Genomic DNA, 16,867 nt, shown 5'->3' with positions numbered 1-16,867 from the left:
GCTCTCGGCTCAGGTAAGCCCCACAATTTCCCCTCCGCGCAGGTCGATGCGGGCGGCCAAGGGTGTTTTCGGCAACCCGGGCATACGCAAAATGTCGCCGAGTAACACCACCAAGAAGCCGGCCCCAGTTGCCGGATAAATCGCACGCACGGTCACGTCGAAGTCCGTCGGCCGTCCCACCCGTTTCGGGTCATCGGACAACGAAGTCGGAGTCTTCGCTAGGCAGACCGGAAGCTTGTCGAAGCCGCAGCGTGCAATCAGTTCCAAGTCCCGCTCTGCCTCTTTCGTGTAAATCACGCCGCGCGCTCCGTACATCGCTTGCGCCACTTTCAAAATCTTCGTGGGCACCGGCTCGCTCCAATCGTAAAGCGGGCGAAACGGCTTGCTGCGCTTTTCAGCATGCGCCATCACGGTTTGGGCCAGGGTCACGCAGCCCTCGCCACCTCGAGTGAAAGGCTCGGCCACCGCCATGGGCACCGCAAGATAACTACAACGACGCCGCACAACCTCGATTTCTTCCTCCGTGTCGGTCGCGAAGCGATTGATCGCTACCACCGGCGGCTCGCCAAATTGGCGGATGTTCTCGACATGCTTGTCCAAGTTCCGCAGGCCACGGGCAACCGCCGCTGGGTTGGGACGAGCGACCTCTGCAGGGGACACACCGCCGTGAAGCTTCAGCGCGCGCACCGTGGCGACGAGCACGACCGCGGCGGTGTCGAAGCCAGCAGTGACGCATTTGATGTCGAAAAATTTTTCCGCGCCCAGATCGAAGGCAAAGCCGGCCTCGGTAATCACCCAGTCGGCGCAGTCGAGCGCCAACTGCGTAGCGATGATGCTGTTGCAACCGTGCGCAATGTTGGCAAACGGCCCGCCGTGGACGAGGACAGGGGTTCCAGCGCGGGTTTGCACCAGGTTCGGCAAGAGCGCGTCGCGCAGGAGGGCCAACATCGCCCCGGTTGCCTCGAGCTGCTCGGCGAAGACGGGTTCGCCCCCGTAGGTAAAGCCGACCAAGGTGCGCGCTAACCGCTGACGCAAATCCTCGGCATCGCGCGCCAAACATAACATGGCCATGACTTCCGAAGCGGCAGTGATGTCGAAGCCCGCCTCGCGCGGCACGCCATGCGCAGGCCCGCCGAGGCCGGTAACGATAAAGCGCAAGCTGCGATCGTTCATGTCCATCACCCGCTTCCAGGTGACCCGCCGGCTATCGATCCCCAAGGAGTTTCCAAAGTAAATGTGGTTGTCCACCAATGCGGCCAGCAAGTTGTTCGCAGCGGTGACGGCGTGAAAGTCGCCGGTGAAATGGAGATTGATTCGCTCGGCTGGGACCAAGCTTGCAGCTCCTCCGCCCGTCCCACCGCCTTTCACGCCAAAACACGGTCCCAACGAGGGCTCGCGCAGTGCCAGGCACACGGACTTGTCCAGCAGCCGAAAGGCATCTGCCAGGCCAATGCTCACGGTGGTTTTGCCTTCGCCGGCCGCGGTCGGCGTGATGCCCGACACCAGCACGAGCCGAGGCTGACCCTCTCGTCGCCGCCCTCGACGCAAAGCGTGGGCCTCGACTTTGGCCATCTGGCGCCCGAACATCATCAGGTCATCGCTGCCCAAACCCAGATCCGCAGCGACTTCGTCCAACGGTCGTACCTGGTAAAGCTCTCGCTCCAGCATCGTCATACACCCTTTCTCGTGATAGCCGTGAGTCCCCCGCTCAGCCTTGCCACTTCCAGTCGCGAATTTCGGGCAAGTCGTCGCCGTACTTGGTGATGTATTCGCGATGTTCGACCAGCTTATCGCGGATTGCTTGCTTCACGTAAGCTTTGCGCGCACCGAGAAACGGAACGCGGTCGATGACGTCCTCCACCAAGTGGAAGCGATCCAAGTCGTTGCGCACGCACATGTCGAACGGCGTGGTTGTGGACCCCTCTTCCTTGTATCCGCGGACGTGCAGGTTGGGGTGGTTCGTGCGCCGGTAAGCCAGCCGATGGATGAGCCAAGGATAGCCGTGGAAAGCAAAAATGATCGGCTTGCTCGTGGTAAACAGCACATCGAATTGGGCGTCCGTAAGGCCGTGGGGGTGCTCGCTGCGCGGCTGTAACGTCATCAAGTCGACCACGTTGACCACGCGCACCTTGAGTTCCGGCATGTAACGGCGCAACAGCCAGGCAGCAGCCACCGTCTCCAGTGTGGGCACGTCACCACAGCAGGCAAGCACGACATCCGGCTCGCTGCCCTGATCGTTGCTCGCCCAGGGCAAGATCCCGATACCGGTCGAGCAGTGTTTGATTGCTGCATCCATGTCGAACCACTGAGGGGCAGGCTGTTTGCCGGCAACGATCACGTTGATGCAGTCGCGGCTGCGGAGGCAACGATCGGTCACACACAGCAAGGTGTTTGCATCGGGCGGCAAGTACACCCGGATCAATTCCGCCTTCTTGTTCACCACTAAGTCGAGAAAGCCTGGGTCTTGATGGGTGAATCCATTGTGGTCTTGCCGCCACACGTGCGAGGTGAGCAAGTAGTTCAATGCAGCAATTGGCCGGCGCCAGGGGATGTGGCGCGCCACTTTAAGCCACTTGGCGTGCTGGTTGAACATCGAGTCGACGATGTGGATGAATGCCTCGTAGCAATTGAAGAAGCCGTGGCGGCCCGTGAGCAAGTAACCTTCGAGCCAGCCTTGGCATTGGTGTTCGCTGAGAATTTCCATCACCCGACCGTCGGGGCTCACCGCTTCGTCCTCCGGCGTGATTTCGGCCACGGAACACCGTGTGGTCACCTCGAACACATCGTTCCAACGGTTGGAGGTCGTTTCGTCCGGGCTGAACACGCGAAAGTTCCGCGCCTCGGCGTTGAGCCGCAGCACGTCGCGGATGTAAGCGCCTTGTACGCGGGTGGCCTCAGCCGTCGTGCTTCCGGGAGTAGGCACGCTGACAGCGTAGGCACGGAAGTCCGGCAGACGCAGGTCGCGCAGCAGCACGCCGCCATTGGCGTGCGGATTGGCGCTCATGCGCCGGGGCCCTCGGGGTGCAAGGGCGCGCAGGTCGGCGCGCAGACGACCCGTGGAGTCGAACAGTTCCTCCGGGCGATAACTGCGCAGCCAGTCTTCCAGCATGCGCAATTGTTCTGGGTCGTCACGCACGCGCGCCAAGGGCACCTGGTGGGAGCGGAAAGAACCTTCGACGGGTTTGCCGGCGAGTTGCTTCGGACCAGTCCACCCCTTCGGGGTCTGCAAAACAATCATCGGCCACACTGGCCGCCGCAACACACCGCGGTGGCGCGCCTCTTCTTGGATTTCGCGAATGCGCGCCACACACCAGTCGAGCGCAGCCGCCATTTCTTCGTGCATGCGTGCTGGATCGCTGCCGACAACGAACCGCGGCTCCCACCCGTAGCCACGCAGCAAAAGTTCCAGCTCTTCGCGCGGAATGCGCGCGAGCACTGTGGGTCCGGCAATTTTAAACCCGTTCAAATGCAGGATCGGCAGCACAGCGCCGTCCCGAGCCGGGTTGAGGAATTTGTTCGAATGCCAACTCGTGGCCAAGGGACCCGTTTCCGCTTCGCCATCCCCAACGACGCAAGCAACGATCAGGTCGGGGTTGTCGAACGCCGCACCGAAAGCATGTGCCAACGAGTACCCTAACTCTCCCCCCTCATGGATCGATCCAGGAACCTCCGGGGCGACGTGGCTCGGCACTCCGCCGGGGAAAGAAAACTGCCGGAACAGCCGCCGCAGCCCCTCTTCGTCTTCCGATACGTCCGGGTAAAGCTCGCTGTAGGTCCCTTCGAGGTAGGTATGCGCTACGATTGCCGGACCACCGTGCCCTGGCCCGATCACGTAAATCATGTTGAGGTCGTGAGCAACAATGGCGCGGTTGAGGTGGGTGTAGATGAAGGTGAGGCCGGGCGACGTCCCCCAATGGCCCAGTAACCGGCGCTTGATGTGGTCCGGCTGCAAGGGTTCGCGCAACAGCGGGTTGTCGAGCAGGTAAATTTGCCCCACCGTCAGGTAGTTCGCGGCACGCCAATAAGCATCGATTTTTTCCCGCAACGGTTCACTCAGCACTGCGGCCATGGCTGGACTCCCTCCTTTGCGTATGCCCGACTTGTGTGCGCCTGCGAAGCGGACGAGTTGTGTTGTCGCGTCTGCCCAGATAGAAGAAAATGCAATGGCAGCCACACACCGACGACGCAATGCAACCAGCGTGCGGCTCCTCGTCGCGGAATTGCGCAGCGTTGCAGAGCAACTCGGTTACACGGTGCGCGAAGAGAAGCTGCTGCGCGAGGTGGGCTACCGAGTCCGCGGTGGGGGTTGTGTGGTCCGGGGCACAAAAATGATCTTCCTCGACCGTGAGGCCACGCCCGAGGCCCAGCTCGACGTGCTCGTGGACGTGCTGTCGGATGATGCCATCGAGCAAGTCTACATGTCGCCTCACGCACGGAACCTGTTTCGGCAGCGGCGGCTGCGTATCGGCGGTACGGACGAAGCTGCTTGACGGGAGTCTCATGGGTCAGCGAGCAGCGGGGCGCGACGAGTCCGTGGAGGAGCGCTTCAAAATCTTCCGGGAACATCTGCACCGCATCGGCCTCAAATGGACTGCCCAACGCGACGACATCGCCAAGGTGTTCTTTTCAGCGAAGCGCCACATTAGCGTGGACGAACTTTACCGCGAGGTAAAAAAAGTCAACCCGCGGATCGGCTACGCCACGGTTTACCGCACGATGAAGCTGCTCAAGGAGTGTGGCTTGGCGTCGGAGAGCCACTTCCTCAACGGCGAGGCGCGTTACGAGAGCACAGAGGGACATCATCACGACCACCTGATCTGCGTGCAGTGCGGCAAGATCGTGGAATTCGAGGAAGAGCGGATCGAGCGTCTTCAAGCCGAAGTGGCTCGGCGGGCGGGCTTTGTGTTCACTGGCCATCGTATGGAATTGTACGGTATCTGTGCCCAATGCCAGCGCTCGCCAACCAAAAGTGGAGGAGGAATCGATGACACCGCTGCCGCAGGAGCTCTCGCCAGCGGAGCTGGCTCAGCGCCTAGCGCGCGGAGAGCCCGTCTGCCTGCTCGACGTGCGTGAAGCAGAAGAGGTTGCCCTTGCGGCGCTCCCCGGTGCCGTGCACATTCCCCTGCGATCGTTACCCGCACGGGTGGGGGAGCTCGATCCGCGGGCAACAATCGTGGTGTACTGCCACCATGGCATGCGCAGCGCCATGGCAGCGGAGTGGTTGGTGGAGCGAGGGTTCCAGTCGGTTCTGAACCTCGCCGGCGGCATCGATGCCTGGGCACGCGAGGTCGACCCCACGATGCCGCGCTACACCTAAGGGCCAGCCGCCACTCGCGTTTGCCCCGATGGGCATCCCCACCGCTAACCGACCGTCACGAGGAGGGCGCGGCTTCGGGGTTCGGAATCGTGCGTTACCACGGGCGCCAACGCCGCTCCGAGGGAGGCCGGTTGAGCACCACCAAGACTGCGGGCACCCACAGCCGAAGTCCCACAGGGGCCTCGTCGGCTCAGCGAGCCGTGGCCTACTCACAGCCACACAACCCAGTACCAGACGCGAAGTGGTCCCGGAGGGCACTATCGGGCGGTGCGCACCAACTCGGCAAATTGGCGGAGGTGCGGCACCAGTTGCTCATAGACGCCGCGTTTGAAGTCCACCACGAGCTCGTGGCAGACGTTCGACTTTCTCCCAGCGCCAGCGGCCAAATTCGGCTTTATGCTGGCCCCCGCCCGGCCGGCGAACGTCAATCTCATCGTCGCTGCCGATGAAACGGAAGGCAAACCACTTTTGCTTTTGGCCACGGTAGCGGCCGCGCCAAGCAGTTGCGCGCAAGTGTTCCGGAAGGTCGTAGGTAAACCATCCTGGCAGTTCGCCGAGCAAATGGACCAAACGGATCGAAGTCTCCTCCCATAACTCACGGCGTGCGGCCTCGCGCGGATCCTCACCTTCTTCCAAGCCACCTTGAGGCATTTGCCACCATGTTCCGAAGCCCTCCTCCACGTCGGCAGCGGCCATACGCTTGCCAATTCACACGCACCCATCGTACCGAAACACCGCTATCCCCACACAAAGCCGGTACGGACGCTGCTCGGGGCCATTTGACCTTCCGCTCATGCGGGTAACCTAACAAGTTCGCCTGCCTCCAGCGATTTGACATAGGCTTGCCTAACAGACCTCAACGTTGCATATGTGTGGAATTGCTTCATAGACTCGCGTAGGTGCCTACGTTGGAAGAGGATACGCTTAACAAAACAGCGTGGATCATCATCGGCCGATACGAAAACTGGATCAAAGCTTTGAACCAGCCCTTGCCATTGTGGGGACTGAAACCGAGTTACCGTGCGGAGTTCGCTTCTCTCTCCCCGGGCAGTCTGGCTTGGGTTTACGTTAATAAACCTATTGCAGGTGTGGTTGGCCTCGCGATGATTCGCGACAAGTATATCGATGAGCACACACCCCTCTGGCCAGAGGAACTAGAGGAAAACAAAGTCATTTGGCCCTTGCGCTTTCGGCTCGAAATCATTCGCATTTTCCCTGAACGGAGGTGGGCTGACCGCGCGATCCCAGTGAGCCACTTTCGCCTGTACATGCAAAGGGGCTTTCAACGTCTCAGCTCGCAACAACACCTCTGGCTCCGCGAAGAGTTCAACGGAGCCTTCGGCTTGCCACCCGAAGCGTCTCTTGACGGAGGTCCTACCGTTTGGACACCTAAAGTTGCGGACCGTAACGACGAAGCAATGGTCTCGCTCCACCGTAGCTTACAAGAACTCGTTGCAGAAATGGGCCGCCTCCAGCACTATCATTCACAAATTGAATTCCCCTTAGATGACGACTCCGAAAAGCTGGACGTTGTTTGGAAGCGCGAATTGGGTGGCGTACCTACAATCGCTTTTGAAGTGGAAGTTTCCGGCGTGACTACAAATGCGCTTGACCGTCTCCGGATTGCTCACGAACGGTGGGCGGCGCGACCATGCATTGTCGTCGGGGGGGAGGACGTGACTTTTGTGGAGCGCAACCTCACTCAATCCGACGACCAGTTTGTTCGCTCCATCCGTGTATGTCCTGAACGGCAAATTCGAGACGTCCATCGTCTGAAACGCCGGCTCCGCTCTCTCGAGGAAACTCTGGGCATTTATTGACCAGTCGGTGTGCTCCGGGACAGCTCGGAGTGAGCCTTGCGCTTCTGAAGAGCACCAGATCGTACGTTTCTGTCCGAAGGCCGGCCTCCCGCAAACGCCCGTTCTCGGCGTTTGGCACGCGTTGTCAATACATCAAGCGTCCATCGGGGCCAGGAAAAACGGGCTAGGAACGGGCACTTCGCTGTTGGGATTTGTACTGGTTTGCGGTAAAAGGCAGCGGCGAGCTGCTCGGCACCCGCAAAACGCGGCGGGGCACAACGATGGTGACGGAGGTCGTATGGGTTCGGTTAAGGGATGGGTTGGGCATGACACACAGCGACGTTTGCCACGATGGTCGTATGCACTGTGGTTGCCAATCGCGATGTGGGCCACGACCTCGCTCGGGCAGTTAGGCGGATCGGCTCCCGAACTCGTGAGTGTGAGCCGGAGCGGACAAGCGGGCCGAGCTGCCAGTGCCGGCCCGGCGATGAGTGCTGACGGACGCTTTGTCGCTTTCTTTTCGGACGCGTTCGACCTGGTGACCGGCGACACAAACGAGGCGCGAGACATTTTCGTGCGCGACCGTGAGGCTGGCCACACGGAGCGGGCGAGTGTGAGCAGCTCAGGCGAGCAAGCAAACGGCCCTAGCCATCGCGGCGGGGATAACCCTGCGATCAGCAGCGATGGCTCGATTGTGGCGTTCGACTCGGACGCAACCAACCTGGTTGCCGGTGATACCAATGGAGTCACCGACGTGTTCGTGCGCGTGCGCACGGTAGGCCGGACCGAGCGGGTGAGCGTGAGTAGCTCCGGGGAGCAAGGCAATGGCGCAAGTTCGTCCCCGAGCATCGATGCTGCTGGGCGGCTGGTCGCCTTTCAGTCGCTCGCCACCAACCTGGTCGAGGGCGACACCAACCGGGTTGCCGACATCTTCGTTCGGGATCGTGAATCCGGTGTGACCGAGCGCATTTGCTCTGCGGTGCAAGGGAACGGTCCGTCGTCCCAACCCGCAATCAGCGCCAACGGCCGCTTCGTCGCGTTCGTGTCGGCAGCAAATAACTTCGCGGCCGACGATACCAATGGTGCGCTGGACGTATTCGTGTGCGATCGCGAAACCGGCACCCTCGAACTCGTGAGCCGCAGCTCCTCAGGCGAAATTGGCAACGGCGACAGTATCCTTCCCAGCATCAGTGCCGATGGCCGGTTCGTCGCCTTCAAGTCGATCGCTACGAACTTGGTTGCCGATGATCGTAACGGTCTCGTCGACGTTTTCGTACACGACCGTTCGACGAAGCAGACGCAGCGTGTCAGCGTGAGCTTCCTCGGGCGCGACAGCAATGCTGCTTCCTTCGCCCCGACGATCGACTGCAGTGGTCGCTATGTCGCGTTTGGCAGCGAGGCAACGAATCTTGTGGGCGACGATTATAACCAAGTCGCGAGCTTGTTCGTGCGCGACTTAGGCTCGCAACGCACCTTCTTGATCGACCGCAATGCCAATGGAGAGCAGGCCAATGCGGCTGTGCTCGATATCGCGCCGGGATTGTCCTGCCAGCCGCTGTATGCGGCTTATTCCACGTTGGCTTCCAATCTCACCCCTGGAGATTTGAACGAGCACAGCGACGTCTACGTGCAAACCAACCTGCTCCCGACTTGCCGCGTCGACGCCGATTGTCGCGACGCCGATCTGTGCACGACGGAGCGCTGCGGTGCCGACGGAAATTGTATTTTCACACCCACGGTGTGCACGCCCCTGGACGCCTGTCACGATACTGGGGTGTGCGACCCCGCAACGGGTTTGTGCTCCAACCCGCCGAAACCTGAGGGCGCTAGTTGCGACGACGGCAACTCGTGCACCGAGAACGACCGCTGCGTGGCTGGCACTTGTATCGGTGAGGAAGTCCAGTGTACCGGTGCGGATGGTTGCCACGACGCGGGTGCCTGTGACCCGCGAACGGGGCTCTGCCCCAACCCGCGGCCCGACGGCACCCCTTGCTCGGATGGCAACCCGTGCACCGAAAACGACCGTTGTGTTGCGGGCCGTTGTCGTGGCGAAGCGATCGACTGCTCCACGGCGGACGGTTGCCACGACCCTGGTGCCTGCAATCCGGAAACCGGGCTGTGCCCGAATCCTCAGCCGGATGGGACCACGTGCGACGACGGCGATTTGTGCACCCGCAACGACCAGTGTGTGCAAAGCCGCTGCCGCGGCACGCCGGTCGATTGCTCGCAAGCCGATGGCTGCCACGACGTGGGAGCATGCGACCCCAGTACGGGCCTGTGCCCCAATCCCCGGCCGGACGGCACCCCGTGCTCCGACGCCAACTTGTGCACCACCGGCGACCGCTGCGAACAGAGCATTTGCGTGGGCACCCCCAAGGACTGCTCCGTGACCGATGGCTGCCACGACGTGGGGGTGTGTAACCCGGCCACCGGGCTCTGCCCCAACCCGCGGCCCGATGGCACGCCCTGCTCCGATGCCAACCTGTGTACGATCAACGATCGGTGCGTTGAGAGTGTTTGTGTAGGAACACCGCGCGACTGTTCCACCACTGGTGGTGGGTGCCACGATGTTGGCACTTGCGACCCGCGTACCGGCCAGTGCCCCAACCAGCGTCCAGATGGCACCCCTTGTTCAACCGGGCTCTTCTGCGTGGTTGACGAGGTCTGCACGGGTGGCTTCTGCGGGGGCGGGCAAAGCCGCAATTGCGACAATGGGCTGTTTTGTGACGGCGTGGAAGCGTGTGATGAAAATTCACGGCAATGTGTCTCAGCCGAGACGCCGTGCTCTAGCGGTGAAGTTTGCCTCGAAGCGGAAGACCTCTGTGCCACGCCCACTGCCGGCACCGGGGTGACGCCAACTCCCACGGCAACGCAGCCGCCAAAGACTCCCACCAGCCCCACGCCGACGTCCACAATCCTTGGGCCACTCGATCGCGATGCGTGCACGTGCGACCTCGACCCTCACGCTCCCCGCTCGCGCAGCGCCGGCCTCTTGTGGCTTTCTGGCGCTCTAGCGCTTTGGTGGCGCCACCGGCGCCGGACGCGCTCCGTATTCTTGCGTTCGCGTTGAGCTAATTCAGAGCACCCCTGCGCGTCGCTGGCCGCGCGCATACGTCCTGCAAGCGCAGGTTGCTGCCGTCGCCAAGCAGCCCGCGCTTGCAGCCTTCCTCGAGCGTTGCGAGCATCGCTGGTTGTGTCGAACAAGGAACGCGCCGCACGGAAAATTGCCCAACGGCTCCGGCAAGCAGGGCACACGGCTCTGTTGGCTGGCGGCTGTGTGCGCGACTTGCTCCTCGGGCGGGAGCCAAAGGATTTCGATGTGGCTACCGATGCCCCCGCAGAAGTCGTCCAGCGGCTGTTCCGGCGCACCATTCCTGTGGGTGCACAGTTTGGGGTGGTGTTGGTGACCGACTATGGTCCGCCCATCGAAGTCGCCACTTTCCGGCAGGACGAAGTGTATCTCGATGGCCGGCGACCGTCGGCAATTCGCTATGCCGGGCCGGAGGCTGACGCTCAGCGTCGGGATTTCACGATCAACGGCATGTTTCTCGATCCCGAAACAAACCAGGTGGTGGACTATGTCGGCGGGCGGGCCGATTTGGAGGCCCGGGTGATTCGTGCGATTGGCGACCCGGCGAGCCGCATTGCGGAAGACCGCCTGCGGATGCTCCGTGCCGTACGGTTTGCTGCTGTGCTCGGTTTCGAGATCGAACAGAACACGTTCGAGGCGATCCGGTCCAACGCGGCGTTGATCACCGGCATCGCCTGGGAGCGAATTGGCGACGAGATTGCGCGCATGCTCACGGAAGGCGAGCGAGGTGCGGCGCGGCGCGCCTTCGAGTTGCTCGACGCGACGGGGCTGCTCGTGCACGTGCTTCCCGAGGTGGCCGCGATGAAAGGGGTCCAGCAGTCGCCCGACTACCATCCTGAGGGCGACGTTTGGACCCATACGTTGCTCCTCCTCGAACAGCTCGATCACGCCTCCGTCTCGCTGGCGCTCGGCGCTTTGCTGCACGATGTGGGAAAACCCGTCACGCAAGCCCACAACAACGGCCGGATTACATTTTACGGCCACTGCGAACGCGGGGCGGAAATGGCCGTAGAAATTTGCCAGCGCTTGCGCCGGAGCCGCGAAACCTGGGAGCGTGTGGCATTTCTTGTGCGCGAGCACTTACGACACATCCATGCCCGCGAGATGCGGCCGAGTACGCTGAAGCGCTTCCTTGCCCAGGAGGGAATCGACGAGCTCCTCGAACTCGTGCGCATGGATATTCTGGCCTCCAACCGCAACCTCGAAACTTGGGAATTTTGCCGGCGTAAGCTCGAGGAATTGCGCAACCAAGGCCACCTTCCCCCGCCCTTGCTCCGCGGGCGGGATCTTTTGCAGGAAGGTTACGCTCCGGGGCCCAGAATCGGCGAAATTTTGCGGATCGTGCGCGACTTGCAACTCGACGGGCAGCTCCACACTCGCGAGGAGGCGCTCGCTTGGGTGCGGGAGCACTATCCTGCGCAGGCGGATTAGATCACCTCCCGTTCCTTGAGAGCGGCCACCTCGTCCCAGGTGTACCCGAGCAGGTCGATCAGCACCTGCTCCGTGTGTTGTCCGAATTCTGGAGCCGGCAAGCGAATGCTTCCTGGGGTCGCACTCAGTTGCACCGGCAAGCCAACGACTTTCGTGGGCCCAAACCGCGGGTGGTCGAAGGGAACGATGTAGTCGTTGGCAACCACTTGGGGATCATCAGGTAAGTCGTCGACCGTATTCACGACAGTAAAGATAAAATCGCCCCCCTTGCGGAGAATCTCGACCCACTCTGCGCGTGGCCGTGTGGCAAAGATGCGATCGAGGAGATCTACTGCTTCCGCGGCGTGAGCGGCGCGGGCGCGCAAGTCGACAAAGCGGGGATCCGTGGCCAGTTCCGGATGGCCAAGGGCGCGGACGAAGTCGGCCCAATAGCGGTCTGGCTGCAGCATTCCCAAGCAAATCCACAAACCATCCTGGCATCGATAGTGGTTCCACAAGGGGTTGGCCGCGTACTTCCGGGGGAGCCGAGGAATCGCAAAACCCATCATCGCGCGCGAGGACACCGAAAGACCTTGGAGCCAAATCATGCTTCCCAGGTGCGAAGCATCCACTTTTTGGCCAACGCCAAACCGTTCGCGCGCCAGCAAGGCAGCGAGAATTCCGTAGGCGAGCATGATGGCGCCCATCTGGTCGGCAATGCCTCCGGCAACTTGCAACGGCGGCATGTCGGGCTCACCCACTGCGTACATAAACCCAGAGCGCGCAAGGCCCATCTGATCGAACGAGGGATCTTCCGCCTCCGGACCGCGCGGGCCGTACCCGGTCGCGCATGCGTAAATCAGGCGTGGGTTCCGCTGCGCGAGATCCTCGTATCCGAGGCCTAAGCGCTCGGCCACACCGAGGCGGAAGTTCTGCACGAAGACATCTGATTTCTCCACCAACCGGTACACGATCTCCCGCCCCTCAGGTTTCTTTAGATCGATGGCGATTCCCAGCTTATTACGGTTGTTGGCCTCGAAATAAAAATTCGGTCGATCGCTCAAATCGATCCCGCTCATTTTCAAGATGCCCCGCCCCGGGTCGCCGCTCTCCCGCTGCTCGATTTTGATGACTTCCGCCCCCAAGTCGCCCAGCATCACCGAGGCCACCGGTCCCTGCTGCCAAATGGTCCAATCAATCACCCGCACGCCTTCCAACGGCATCGGCATCGTAAACTCCTCCTCACGGCCTATCGAAGATCGGCTGACGCGTTACTGGCACATCGGCCCAATGCAGTCGAGTACCGCCAGCGGCCTTTCCGAGCCGCGGCCTGACGAAGAGCCGGAATTCGCCAGCCTTAACGTGTCTTCTTGAGCGGACAGGGGCCAAGCGGTCCTTCGATGGAAGCCTCCAAGGGGCCAGGAGGACAAATCAAGAATCCATTCCCTACGTTCTCGGACGGGTTCTTCGAGCGGGCATCGCGACCGTGAAAAAGGGGCAGGCGGACTGCAGCCCGGTCTCGGCGTCGAGGGTGGTGTTGAGCGTTCAGAGCCGGCCTAGCTGGACCCTCGGCTGTGAGGCGTGAGACACCCCGTTCGCCGTGCGGCGGGGCATGTCGTCACCACAAGTATTGCATCGGGCGGATCCAGTCGCGGGTGAGGGGGTCAGCAAGGGTGAAGCCGAACAGGATGGCGAGGAACAGGATGCCGATCAGGACGGAAAGCTTCACTAAATGGTCGCTGTAGCGCACGTGCATGAAGTACAGAATCACTAAGCTGGCTTTGGTGCAGGCAATCCCGAGCGCGACCACGTTGTTAAAGATCCCGAGGTCCACATAGGCCACCGCCACAGTGATGGCGGTCAGCACCATCAGCGCGAGAAAGATGGCAAAGTACACCCGCGTAGGAACCACGTGCGATGCCATAGAACGGCCTCTCCTCAATGATGCGCAAACAGGTACAGCAGAGGGAAGAGGAAAATCCAGACGATATCGACGAAGTGCCAGTACAAGCCAAACATTTCCACCGGGGTGTTGTACTCAGCGGTGTACTTCCCCTGCACCGCAAAGAACAGCAAAACGATGAGCCCGATTGCCCCGACAATCATGTGCAGGGCGTGCATGCCCGTCATGGCGAAGTAAAGCGAGAAGAAAATCAATTGCTGCCGTGCGTCCGGCGCGTCCACCCGCCATTGCAGTCCTGGCACCAGCCCCTCGTGCCACTTGTGACTGTACTCGATCACTTTCACGCCCAAGAAGGTAGAACCCAACGCCAGCGTCAGGAACAAAAACAAGACAAGTTGGGCACGGTGGCCGGTTTGCGCCGCATGAACCGCGAGGGCCATTGTCAGGCTGGAAGCAATCAGCACAGCCGTGTTGAACGCACCCAACGTGACATCCAAATGATGGCTCGCGTGGGCGAAAGCATCAGGATAGGAAGATCGGTATAACGCGTAGGCCAGAAACAGGCCGCCAAAGAACATGATTTCCTGGATGAGAAAAGCCCACATGCCGAGCACGGCAGCACTGTACTGCTGCTCGGCGTCATCGAATTGATGATGCACGTGTGCGTGGCTCGTGGCCACGGCAGATGCTGTGCTAGCCAACGGCAACCTCCTCCAAGTCGTAAGCGTAAGCCGGGCGGGTCACCACCGGCGGCGTCTCGAAGTTTTCCGTCGGCGGTGGTGATGGGGTCTCCCACTCCAAGCCAGTTGCACCCCAGGGATTCGGCGAGGCTTGTTCGCCGTACCGCATGGACCAAGCGAGGTAAATAAACGGCAACAAATAACCCACCCCGAGGATCGACGCGCCCGCCGTGGAGAGAACATTCAGCACCTGAAACTCATCCGGATACACGTGGTAACGCCGCGGCATCCCCAAGTAGCCGAGAATAAACTGCGGGAAGAAGGTCAGATTGAAACCCAGGAACACAATTGCCGCAGAAATGCGCGCCCAGATTTCCGGATACAGCCGACCGGTCATTTTGGGCCACCAAAAGTGCAGCCCGCCGAGATACGCCATGATGGTTCCACCCACCATGACATAGTGGAAATGTGCCACGACGAAGTACGTGTCGGTCACGTGCACATCCACTCCCAGCGTAGCCAGGAACAATCCCGTCAATCCGCCGATGGTGAACAAGCCAATGAACCCCAACGCGTACAACATTGGTGCCGCGTAGGAGACCGAACCCTTGTAGAGCGTTGCGGTCCAATTGAACACCTTCACCGCCGACGGGATGGCCACGCCAAAGCTAATGAAGGAAAAGATCATGGCGGCATACACCGACATCCCAGTCACAAACATGTGGTGCGCCCACACTAGGAAACCGAGCACAGCGATGGCCACCGAAGACAACGCCACGAAACTGTACCCGAAGATACTCTTGCGGGAGAAGCACGTAACCAACTCGCTAATGACGCCCATGGCCGGCAAGATCATGATGTAGACGGCGGGGTGCGAGTAGAACCAGAACAAGTGCTGAAACAGGAGCGGGTCGCCACCGTAATTCGGATCGAAAATGCCGAAGTGAAAAGCCCGCTCCAGCGCCACCATGACCAAGGTAATGGCAAGCACCGGCGTGCCTAAGACTTGGATCAGGCTCGTGGCGTAGTGGGCCCAGACGAAGAGGGGCAAACGGAACCAAGTGAGGCCCGGCGCCCGCATGCGGTGAATGGTCACGATAAAGTTGAGCCCCGTGAGGATCCCGGAGAAGCCGTTAATGAAAATGCCAATGGCCGTCGGCACCACGTTGGTGTTCGAGGCCGTGGTGCTGAACGGGGTATAAAAGGTCCAACCCGTGTCCACCCCGCCGGTGACCATCGCGTACAACGCAAAGAGCGCGCCGAGCACATACAGGTACCAACTCAGGAGATTGATCCTCGGGAAGGCGAGATCGCGCGCACCGATCATCATGGGAATCAAGAAGTTCCCCAACGTCGCTGGTATGGCGGGCAGGAGAAAGAAAAACACCATGATGATGCCGTGCATGGAGAACATCTTGTTGTAAGTGTCGGCAGCCAAGAGGTCGCCTTGCGGCGTCAGCAGCTCGAGGCGCACGGCAGCCGCGAACAGCCCGCCGATGGCAAACATGATCGTAACGGAGATGAGATAAAGGATGGCGATCCGTTTGTGGTCGCGCGTGAGCAGCCACGATAACAAGCCGTATTCCGCGTTCAGGTAATTGGTTCGAGTTTCTACGCCGTTCATGGTCTAAACCACCTAACTGCGCACCGACCGCGCATCACTGGAGTTCCGTCCCAGCCTTCCCGGTTTTGATGTACGCGATGAGCTGCATCAACTGCTCTTCGTTGACCAGCCCCTTGAACGTCGGCATGATCGGCTGGTAACCGGCAACAATTTTCGCCTGCGGGTTCAGGATCGACTCGCGAATGTAATCTTCGTCTGCCACCACCGTGCTGCCATCTTGCAGGGACACATTGTGACCAAAAAGACCTGCAAGGGAAGGACCCAAGGCTCCCGCCTGCGCACGGTGGCAACTCACACAGCCGAGCTTTTTGAATAACTCCGCCCCGGCCTGGGCCATCGCCGCCTGCTGATCCTCTGGTTTTGCAGCCGGCACTGCCGCAACCGCGGTGGTTGTCGCTCCGGAAAGCCAAGCTTCATACTCGGCCGGTTCCATCACGACGATCCGGCCGATCATTTTGGCGTGTTCTGTGCCGCAATACTCGGCACAGAACAAATGGTAGGTTCCCGTTTTCGTCGCTTCGAACCAAGCCGTGGTGTAGCGGCCCGGGATGGCGTCTTGTTTGATTCGGAACGCGGGAATGTAGAAGCTGTGGATGACGTCTTCCGAGGTCATCGTCAGCTTAATCGGCTGTCCAACTGGCACGTGCAGCTCGTTGATTTCGCGCTTCCCTTCGAGGTGTTGCAGCTTCCACATCCATTGTTTCCCCACCACGAACACTTCCATGGCGTCCGGCGGTGGCACCGCGAGCGTGATGTAAACCTTCGCCCCCCAAAAGAACATGATCATGGCCAAGCCGAAGGGGATAATTGTCCACGCCAGTTCGAGGGCGAGCGAACCATGAATTGCGGCCGGACGTTCATCCTCGCTGCGGCGGCGGTAGCGAATCGCAAACACTACGACCAACGCGGCGATGAGCACGGCAAAGAAACCGCTCACCGCAACTAAGAACAGATACAACGCATCGACTTCGCCAGCCACCGTCGATGCACGTTCTGGAAAGAGAGCAAAGTTCGAAGCCATGCTTGGTCGCTACTCCACGTTT

12 protein-coding genes and 2 pseudogenes are annotated in these 16,867 nt (G+C 60.8%); 6 read left to right on the top strand and 8 right to left on the bottom strand.

Annotation, left to right across the window (positions count from 1 at the left end; all coding sequences use genetic code 11):
• Positions 1–9: 9 nt before the first annotated feature.
• Together N3C12_06800 and N3C12_06795 are read right to left on the bottom strand one after the other, a co-directional pair.
• Complete coding sequence (locus N3C12_06800) at positions 10–1,674, bottom strand: formate--tetrahydrofolate ligase (protein ID MCX8072140.1); 1,665 nt, start codon at positions 1,672–1,674, stop codon at positions 10–12.
• A 34-nt stretch (positions 1,675–1,708) separates the two neighbouring features.
• Positions 1,709–4,069, bottom strand: coding sequence for a phosphoketolase family protein (locus N3C12_06795; GenBank protein MCX8072139.1), 2,361 nt, complete (start codon positions 4,067–4,069; stop codon positions 1,709–1,711).
• A gap of 94 nt (positions 4,070–4,163) precedes the next feature.
• On the opposite strand from N3C12_06795, the gene N3C12_06790 reads away from it, so the two are divergent.
• From N3C12_06790 to N3C12_06780, 3 genes and pseudogenes are all read left to right on the top strand, one after another.
• The gene (locus N3C12_06790) at positions 4,164–4,490 is read left to right on the top strand and encodes a hypothetical protein (GenBank protein ID MCX8072138.1); all 327 of its coding nucleotides are present in this window, start codon (positions 4,164–4,166) and stop codon (positions 4,488–4,490) included.
• 10 nt (positions 4,491–4,500) lie between these two features.
• Positions 4,501–4,956, top strand: a pseudogene (locus N3C12_06785) (transcriptional repressor).
• Positions 4,957–4,984: 28 nt separating this feature from the next.
• Positions 4,985–5,317: a rhodanese-like domain-containing protein gene (locus N3C12_06780; GenBank protein MCX8072137.1), complete on the top strand. Its 333-nt coding sequence runs from the start codon at positions 4,985–4,987 to the stop codon at positions 5,315–5,317.
• A 257-nt stretch (positions 5,318–5,574) separates the two neighbouring features.
• Here the strand turns inward: N3C12_06780 and N3C12_06775 are convergent.
• Positions 5,575–6,112, bottom strand: a pseudogene (locus N3C12_06775) (RNA pyrophosphohydrolase).
• A 113-nt stretch (positions 6,113–6,225) separates the two neighbouring features.
• Between N3C12_06775 and N3C12_06770 the strand changes: the two are divergent.
• The 3 genes from N3C12_06770 (at position 6,226) to N3C12_06760 (ending at position 11,638) form a co-directional block, all read left to right on the top strand.
• The gene (locus N3C12_06770; GenBank protein MCX8072136.1) at positions 6,226–7,137 is read left to right on the top strand and encodes a hypothetical protein; all 912 of its coding nucleotides are present in this window, start codon (positions 6,226–6,228) and stop codon (positions 7,135–7,137) included.
• Between the two features lie 277 nt (positions 7,138–7,414).
• Positions 7,415–10,186, top strand: coding sequence for a hypothetical protein (locus N3C12_06765; GenBank protein ID MCX8072135.1), 2,772 nt, complete (start codon positions 7,415–7,417; stop codon positions 10,184–10,186).
• Between the two features lie 123 nt (positions 10,187–10,309).
• Entirely contained in the window at positions 10,310–11,638 is a 1,329-nt protein-coding gene (locus N3C12_06760; GenBank protein MCX8072134.1) for a CCA tRNA nucleotidyltransferase, read from the top strand.
• On the opposite strand, the gene N3C12_06755 is transcribed toward N3C12_06760, so the two are convergent.
• The 5 genes from N3C12_06755 to coxB all read right to left on the bottom strand — a co-directional run bounded on the left by N3C12_06755 (position 11,635) and on the right by coxB (position 16,845).
• Positions 11,635–12,846 (bottom strand): CoA transferase, encoded by a 1,212-nt coding sequence (locus N3C12_06755; protein ID MCX8072133.1) that lies wholly within the window; start codon positions 12,844–12,846, stop codon positions 11,635–11,637. The genes N3C12_06760 and N3C12_06755 overlap by 4 nt on opposite strands.
• Before the next feature lie 389 nt (positions 12,847–13,235).
• Positions 13,236–13,541, bottom strand: coding sequence for a cytochrome C oxidase subunit IV family protein (locus tag N3C12_06750; GenBank protein MCX8072132.1), 306 nt, complete (start codon positions 13,539–13,541; stop codon positions 13,236–13,238).
• Positions 13,542–13,555: 14 nt separating this feature from the next.
• Entirely contained in the window at positions 13,556–14,221 is a 666-nt protein-coding gene (locus N3C12_06745; GenBank protein MCX8072131.1) for a cytochrome c oxidase subunit 3 family protein, read from the bottom strand.
• The gene (ctaD, locus tag N3C12_06740) at positions 14,214–15,824 is read right to left on the bottom strand and encodes a cytochrome c oxidase subunit I (GenBank protein ID MCX8072130.1); all 1,611 of its coding nucleotides are present in this window, start codon (positions 15,822–15,824) and stop codon (positions 14,214–14,216) included. The genes N3C12_06745 and ctaD overlap by 8 nt, the downstream gene beginning before the upstream one ends.
• Positions 15,825–15,858: 34 nt before the next feature.
• Positions 15,859–16,845 (bottom strand): cytochrome c oxidase subunit II, encoded by a 987-nt coding sequence (gene coxB, locus N3C12_06735; protein MCX8072129.1) that lies wholly within the window; start codon positions 16,843–16,845, stop codon positions 15,859–15,861.
• Between the last annotated feature and the right edge of the window lie 22 nt (positions 16,846–16,867).

Source organism: Candidatus Binatia bacterium (genome assembly GCA_026415395.1).
Lineage (GTDB): Bacteria > Desulfobacterota > Binatia > HRBIN30 > HRBIN30 > HRBIN30.
The sequence above is the reverse complement of the archived record's forward strand: the minus strand, read 5'-3'. Positions and strand labels throughout refer to the sequence as shown.

What these genes read in the sequence shown, in the direction of transcription:
- N3C12_06800 (MCX8072140.1), bottom strand. Translation starts at nt 1,674, where the DNA reads ATGACGATGCTGGAGCGAGAGCTTTACCAGGTACGACCGTTGGACGAA.
- N3C12_06795 (MCX8072139.1), bottom strand. Translation starts at nt 4,069, where the DNA reads ATGGCCGCAGTGCTGAGTGAACCGTTGCGGGAAAAAATCGATGCTTAT.
- N3C12_06790 (MCX8072138.1), top strand. Translation starts at nt 4,164, where the DNA reads ATGGCAGCCACACACCGACGACGCAATGCAACCAGCGTGCGGCTCCTC.
- N3C12_06780 (MCX8072137.1), top strand. Translation starts at nt 4,985, where the DNA reads ATGACACCGCTGCCGCAGGAGCTCTCGCCAGCGGAGCTGGCTCAGCGC.
- N3C12_06765 (MCX8072135.1), top strand. Translation starts at nt 7,415, where the DNA reads ATGGGTTCGGTTAAGGGATGGGTTGGGCATGACACACAGCGACGTTTG.
- N3C12_06755 (MCX8072133.1), bottom strand. Translation starts at nt 12,846, where the DNA reads ATGCCGATGCCGTTGGAAGGCGTGCGGGTGATTGATTGGACCATTTGG.
- N3C12_06750 (MCX8072132.1), bottom strand. Translation starts at nt 13,541, where the DNA reads ATGGCATCGCACGTGGTTCCTACGCGGGTGTACTTTGCCATCTTTCTC.
- ctaD (MCX8072130.1), bottom strand. Translation starts at nt 15,824, where the DNA reads ATGAACGGCGTAGAAACTCGAACCAATTACCTGAACGCGGAATACGGC.
- coxB (MCX8072129.1), bottom strand. Translation starts at nt 16,845, where the DNA reads ATGGCTTCGAACTTTGCTCTCTTTCCAGAACGTGCATCGACGGTGGCT.